Raw genomic sequence first — 6,720 nt, forward strand, 5'->3', positions numbered from 1 at the left:
ACGCTCGTCCTGGTGGCGGCGCTGCAGGTACAGGCAGCGGTGCGGCGCCAGGTGACCGACCGCTCGGGGCGCGTGCGCCAGGTCGCCGCGCTCGGCACCGTGGTGCTGACCGTGGCCGCCGCCGCGGTCAGCGTGACCCAGCTGCTGCGCTACGGGTCGCCGCTCGTGGCCACGCCCGGCGGCCTGCGCACCGACCCGGCCGCGGCCGCCGCACCCGCGCTCGCGCTGGCGGCGCTCGCCGTCGCGGCGATGGCGGTGCTCGGCCCGGCCACGCGGCTGTGGGCGGGGCTGGCCGGGCGGTCACGCGGCGTCGTCGGGCCGCTGGCCGCGCGGCAGGTGGCCCGCCGGATCGTCGTCTACGTGGTGCCCGTGGTCCTGCTCGTGCTCGCGGGCGGGGCCGCGACCCTCGCCGGCGGCTACACCGGCACCGCGGAGCGCCTGCGCGCCGACGTCGACGTGCTCGCCAACGGCGCCGACGTGCGCGTCACGCCACCCGAGAGCGGGCGCCTGGACCCGGCGCCGTTCTTGCCGGGCGCGACGGGTCCGGGCAGCACTGCCCGCGCCGCGGCGCCCGTGCTGTCCGGGACGGCCTACTCCGACGGCCTGCCTGTCGCGATGCTGGCGCTGCCCGCCGCGGCCGTCCCGAAGGTGGTGCGCGCGCCCGAGGAGGTGCTCGACACCGCGGCACTGGCCGACGACCTGGCGAACGACGCCTTCGCCGACGCGCCCGCCCTGGCCGGCGACGCCCGTGACCTCGGCGTCACCGTGCGCGGCCGGATCCACGAGACCGTCGAGACCAATCTGGAGAGCTGGGCGCCGCGGCACCAGCTCGACCTGTCGGTCGTGCTCGCCGCCGCCGACGGGACCCTGGCCACCGTCGACCTCGGACGGCTCACGGAGGGGGACGGCGGCGACGGCACCCTCGGCGAGCACGAGGTCGCGCAGGAGCTGCGGGGCGAGGTCCCCGCGCCGCCGCCCGGCCAGACGTGGCGCATCGCGGCCCTGGACGTGGACACCCGGCCCGGCTGGTCCATGGCGGAGGTGACGCTGGCCGTCGACGGCATCACGGCGGGCGGGCTGCGCGTCGACCAGCCGGTGTGGACGCCGTCCGAGACCTTCGACGGCCCGACGGGCCTGGAGCTGACCGAGGGGGAGGCCGCGTTCAGCATGACTCTCGGTGACGGCGTCTCGGGCGCGAACCGGCTGCGTCTCCTGACCACCCCGGCCGCCGGACCCGTCCCACTGCTGGCCTCGTCCTCGCTGGCCGACTCGCTCGGCGTCACCACGGGAGACACCTTCGAGCTCACCCTGGGCGCGACGCGCCTGCCCGTCGAGGTCGTGGCGTCATCCGGCACCGTGCCCGGCGCGCTCGAACCGTACGCCGTCCTGGTGGACCGGGCGGCGCTCGCCGCCGTGCTCGTGCGCGACGTGAACGACCCCGCGCTCACGAACGAGGTCTGGCTCGCCGCCGGGCCGCCCGGCGCCGCCGCGCCTGCGGGGGCCGTCGCAGATCTCGCCCTGCAGGCGACGGAGGCCGCGGAGGCCGCCGGCCTCAGCAGCCAGGAACGGCCCACCGTGACGACGCCGGGCTACGGCTCCACCGACACGGCCGTGCCGGTGCGCGTCTCGTTCTGGCTCGCCGCTGCCGGGGCGACCGTGCTCGCGCTGGCGGGCGTGCTCGCCGTCGCCGTGGCCACCCTCCGGGAGCGGCGCGGCGAGGTCATCGTCCTGCGCGCCGTGGGGCTCGGCCCCGCGGCACAGGGCCGGGCCCGGGCCGCGGAGCTCGTCGCCGTCGGGATCGTGGCGCTCGCCGTCGGCGCGGTCGCCGGCTGGGGCGTGGCGCGTCTGGCCGCGGGCGGCCTGGCCGCCGCGACCCTGACGGGGATCGACGCGGCGCCGCCCGCGCAGTTCCTCCTCGCCACCGGGGCCACCGGCCTGGTGCTCGCCGCCGCCGTGGCGGGGCTGGTCCTGGTCGCGATCGGGGTGGGCGGGCGAGTCACCGCGCAGGCCCGCGACACCACCTACCGCGAGGAGGTCCGCTGATGGGGGCACTGTCCGGGCTGGGCCTGCTGGCACGGCGGCAGCTGCGCACCTCCTGGGGCGCGACGGCCGCGCTGGGCGTGGTCGCGTTCCTCGCCGCCGGGGTGCTGTCGACCGCGCCGCGCGCCGTCGCGACCATGCACGCGGACCAGGTGGTCTACGAGACCGCCACGGCCTCGGGCCCGGCCCGGGACGTGATCTCGGTGGCGGGCTCGATCCCCGGCCGGGCACCGAACGGGGGCTTCTACGACCCGGGCAGCGTCGGGAGCGGCGTGCCGGACGAGCCGGACTGGGCCCCGTTCGTCGAGAACCTGGACGCCGTGCGCGCCGAGTCCCCCGAGCCGCTGCGCTCCGTGATGGGTGCTCCGCTCTTCCACGTGACCTCGACGGACCCCGCGTACACCGCCCCGGAACGCAGCTCCGAGCTGGCCGAGGCCAAGGTCTTGCTCCGGACGGCTCCGGACCTGGCCGAGCACGCCGAGCTGGTCGAGGGGCGCTGGCCCACCGCGACCGCGGGGCCCGTGTTCGTGGGGGACGAGCAGTCGATCAGCCAGCCCACGGAGCAGGCTCCGGCGTTCGAGGTCGCCGTGTCCCGCGCCGTCGCCGAGACGTACGGTTGGGAGCTCGGCGGCCGGTACGACAACCTCTCCGGCTCGGGCATCATCGCCCTCGCCGGCCGGTACCCGTCCCTCGTCGTGACCGGGATCTTCGAGACCGGCGACCCCGACGCCGACTACTGGCTGCACCACGCCCTGGGGGCCAGGGCCTCCGTGATCGCCGACCCGAACCGCGGCCTGCTCGGCACCGCGACCGCCTACGTGGACCCGGCCATGATCACGCCGCTGACCCTCGGCGTGGCCGAGACCCGCATCTGGTACCCGGTGAGCACCGACGGCCTGACCGCCGCCGACGTACCCCTGCTGCTGGCCCAGATGAACGGCCAGTCGGCGCGGACGTTCCTCGTCCCGGCCGGCCCCGACGACCCCACGCCGCTCCAGCTGCGGCCCACCAGCCGGCTCACCGAGATCCTGGAGAGCCTGCTCGCGCAGCGCACCGGGGTCGACGCGATCGTCGCCGTCCTCGCCGTCGGGCCGCTCGGCGCCACCGTCGCCGTGCTGGCCCTGGGCGCGCGGCTCGTCGTCGACCGGCGACGGTCCGCGCTCGCGCTGCTGCGCGCCCGTGGCGCGTCCGGCACCCAGGTACGCCTGCTCATGGGTGGCGAGGGCCTCGTCGTCGGGCTCGGCTCGGCCGCCGCCGGGTTCGTCGCGGGCCTCGTGCTCTCGGCCGCCGTCGGCGTCGACGCCCCGGTCACCCTCGCCCAGGTGCTGCTCGCGGTGGCCGCGGGCCTCGCCCCGGCGGTCGCTCTCGCGCTCGCCACGTCGCCCGCCGGCCTGCGGACCACGCGCTCGGACCTCGCGCCCCGCTCGCGGAGCCGGGTGCGCTGGGTGCTGGAGGTGCTCGTCGTCGCGGGCGCCGCGCTCGCCGCCTGGCTGCTGCTGTCGCGCGGGGTCGTCGCCGGCTCGGGCGCCGGCTCCGGTGCCGGCGTCGACCCGCTCGTCGCCGCGGCGCCCCTGCTGGTCTCCCTGGCGCTCACGCTGCTCGCCGTCCGCGCCTACCCCTGGCTCGCGCTCGCGGCCGAGCGGGCGCTCGCGCCGCGGCGCGACCTCGTCCCGTTCCTCGGGGCGGCCCGCGCCACGCGCGACCCCGCCGGCGGCCCCGTCCCGGCGGTCGCGCTCGTGCTCGCGGTAGCCGTCGCGGCGACCTCGGCCGTGCTGTACTCCACGGTCTCCGGCGGCGTGGTCCGCGAGGCCTGGCGGGCGACCGGCGCGGACCTGCGGGTCTCCGGCCCGGTGGTCGACGAGCCGGTCGCGGAGCAGATGGCCGCGTTCGACGGCGTCGCCGCCGTGTCGCCGGTGGGCGACGTCGGCGACGGCCTGCTGCAGGGCGTGGGTTCATCGCCCCGGGTCGAGGTGTGGACGGTGGACGCGGCGGAGCTGGTCGTGGCGCAGCAGGACGTCGAGGGCTCGCCCGAGACGCTGGACGGCCTGGCCGGGCCGGACGGCGCGGACGGCGACGGGGCGCTGCCCGTGATCCTCACGCCCGGCGCGGCGGGCCCGGGCGTCGGGCCGGGCACCACCGGGATCACGCTCAGGACGCAGGAGGGCGACGTGCCCGTCCGGGTCGTCGACGTGGTCGACGAGCTCCCTGGCCTGCCTGCGGGCCGCTCGCTCGTGCTCGCCGACGCCGACCGCCTCGCCGAGGCCACGGGCGACGTCAGCTACCCGCGCCTCGCGCTCGTCGGCCTGACCGACGACGCCGACCGCGCCGCCGTGACGGCCGAGATCTCGCGGCTGCTGCCGTCGTCCGTCGTGGAGGACCCGGACCAGGAGGCCGACGCCGTGCTGGCGGCGCCCGTCTCCGGGGGGCTGGCCGTCGCGTTCGTGCTGGCCGTGCTCCTCGCAGGGCTGCTGTGCGCGGGGGCCGTGGTGATGACGCTGATGCTCGCCGCCCCCGCGCGGGCCCGGCTGCTCGCCGTGCTGCAGACCCTCGGCCTCTCGCCCCGGCTCGGCCGCGGGCTGGTCGGCTGGGAGATCGGACCCTGGGCGGTGGTCGCGCTCGTGGTGGGCGCCGTCCTCGGCGTGGTGGTGCCGGAGCTGGTGCTGGCCGCGGTGGACGTCACCGCCCTGACCGGCGGTCCCACCCAGCCCGACGCGAGGTACGACCCGCTGCTGCTGGGCGCGGCCGCCGCCGGGTTCGTGGTGGTGGTGCTGGCCGCGGTCGGCGTGGCGGCGGCGCTGAGCCGCCGCGGCGAGGTGGCGGCCCAGCTCCGGATGGGGAGCAACGACTGACATGAGGGAGACCCGATGAGCACGACCATCGAGCTGACGGACGGCGGCGCGCCGGCCTCGGCGGGGCCCGCGGGCGGCGGCGAGATCCGCTGCGCCGACCTGGTGCGCATCTTCGCCACCGACGGCGTGGAGGTGCAGGCGTTGCAGGGCCTCACGCTGACGGTCGAGCCGGGAGAGATCGTCGCCGTCGTGGGCGCGTCCGGGTCGGGCAAGTCCACGCTGCTGACCATCCTCTCGGGCCTGGACACGCCGACCGGCGGGTCCGCCGTGGTGGCAGGCACCGACCTGCTGACGATGGGCCACGCCGAGCGGGTGCGGTACCAGCGCTCCACGGTCGGCTTCGTGTGGCAGCAGACGTCGCGCAACCTGCTGCCGTACCTCACGGCGAGCGAGAACGTGCGCCTCCCGCTGGAGCTGGCCGGAGCGCTCCCGCGGCGGGAGCGCGCGCGCCGCGTGTCGGACCTGCTCGACCTGCTGGAGGTCGGCCACGTGGCCGGGCGGCGGCCCGGCGAGATGTCCGGCGGCGAGCAGCAGCGCACCGCCATCGCGGTGGCGGTGGCGAACAACCCGCGCGTGCTGCTGGCCGACGAGCCCACCGGCGAGCTCGACGAGACCACCTCGGTCGAGGTGCTGGAGGCGCTGCGGGGTGTGAACCGGGAGACGGGCGTGACGACGCTGATCGTGACGCACGACCCGACGGTGTCCGAGCACGTCGCGCGCACCGTCCAGATCCGGGACGGCCGCACGTCGACGGAGACGCTGCGGCGTACGGAGGTCGACGAGCACGGCGCCGAGCGGCACGTCGCGGAGGAGTTCGCGGTGGTCGACCGGGTCGGCCGGCTCCAGCTTCCGCAGGACTTCGTGCACGCGCTCGACCTGCGCGACCGCGTGCGGCTGGCGCTGGAGCCGGACCACGTGGGCGTGTGGCCGGCGGCGCCCGGCCAGGCCGCGGAGCCGGCCGAGCCCACCGGGCCGGCCGCGCCCGCCGCCGCGCCGGCCGAACCGCAGGCCCCCACCGAGGAGGACCGATGACCACCACGACCCCGGCCCGCACCGTGCTGCGGGCCCAGGCCCTCACCCGGGTGTTCGGCACCGGCGCCGGCGAGGTGCGCGCCCTGTCGGACGCGACCCTGGAGGTCGCGGCGGGCGAGCTGCTCGTGGTGCGCGGCCCCTCCGGTTCGGGCAAGACGACGCTGCTGAACCTGCTCGGCGGGCTGGACCGGCCGACGTCGGGCAGCGTGTGGCTCGGCGACGCCGAGCTGACCGCGCTGGGGGAGCGGGCGGTGCTCGCGGCCCGGCGTGACCGGATCGGCTACGTGTTCCAGTCGTTCGGGCTGGTGCCCGTGCTGTCCGCGGCCGAGAACGTCGAGGTCCCGCTGCGTCTGCGGCGCACCCCGCAGGGCGAGCGGTCGCGGCGGGTGGCGGAGGCGCTGGACGCCGTCGGCCTGAGCGGGCACGCGAAGCAGCGGCCGTACGAGCTCTCGGGCGGGCAGCAGCAGCGGGTGGGTATCGCCCGCGCGCTCGTGGCCGACCCGGAGGTGCTGCTCGCGGACGAGCCCACGGGGCAGCTCGACTCGGGCACGGCGGCCGTGGTGATGGACCTGCTGGCCCGGGTGGTGCACGAGCGCGGCGTGGCCGCCGTCGTCTCCACCCACGACCCCGAGCTCATGGCCCGCGCGGACCGCGTGGTGGAGCTGCGCGACGGACAGGTCGTCGCCGAGGCGTCCTAGCGACGATGTACTGGTTCTCGCCGGCGGTGCCCGGCCCCTCGGGGGGGCGGGGCCCGCGTCGTCCCCCGGCGGGGCGGGTAGTCCCCCGACGGGCTACCCGA

General features: G+C 77.6%; 4 protein-coding genes. All 4 read left to right on the top strand.

Translation table 11 applies throughout. The annotated features are described in order from the left end of the window. Positions 1-2,043, top strand: a 2,043-nt coding sequence (locus ACFWEJ_RS25760) for an FtsX-like permease family protein (protein ID WP_377232021.1), incomplete at its 5' end; no start/stop codon positions are given. After that, positions 2,043-4,889: an FtsX-like permease family protein gene (locus ACFWEJ_RS25765; protein ID WP_377232022.1), complete on the top strand. Its 2,847-nt coding sequence runs from the start codon at positions 2,043-2,045 to the stop codon at positions 4,887-4,889. The genes ACFWEJ_RS25760 and ACFWEJ_RS25765, both read left to right, overlap by 1 nt. Positions 4,890-4,904: 15 nt before the next feature. Then, positions 4,905-5,921, top strand: coding sequence for an ABC transporter ATP-binding protein (locus ACFWEJ_RS25770; RefSeq protein ID WP_377232023.1), 1,017 nt, complete (start codon positions 4,905-4,907; stop codon positions 5,919-5,921). Continuing rightward, positions 5,918-6,619 (top strand): ABC transporter ATP-binding protein, encoded by a 702-nt coding sequence (locus ACFWEJ_RS25775; RefSeq protein ID WP_377232024.1) that lies wholly within the window; start codon positions 5,918-5,920, stop codon positions 6,617-6,619. The genes ACFWEJ_RS25770 and ACFWEJ_RS25775 overlap by 4 nt, the downstream gene beginning before the upstream one ends. Positions 6,620-6,720: the final 101 nt, after the last annotated feature.

Origin of the sequence: Promicromonospora sp. NPDC060204, from assembly GCF_042728455.1 — a bacterium.
Taxonomy (GTDB): Bacteria; Actinomycetota; Actinomycetes; order Actinomycetales; family Cellulomonadaceae; genus Promicromonospora.

Bases quoted from the DNA above. Each gene is read 5' to 3' on its own strand.
- ACFWEJ_RS25765 (WP_377232022.1), top strand. From the start codon at position 2,043: ATGGGGGCACTGTCCGGGCTGGGCCTGCTGGCACGGCGGCAGCTGCGC.
- ACFWEJ_RS25770 (WP_377232023.1), top strand. From the start codon at position 4,905: ATGAGCACGACCATCGAGCTGACGGACGGCGGCGCGCCGGCCTCGGCG.
- ACFWEJ_RS25775 (WP_377232024.1), top strand. From the start codon at position 5,918: ATGACCACCACGACCCCGGCCCGCACCGTGCTGCGGGCCCAGGCCCTC.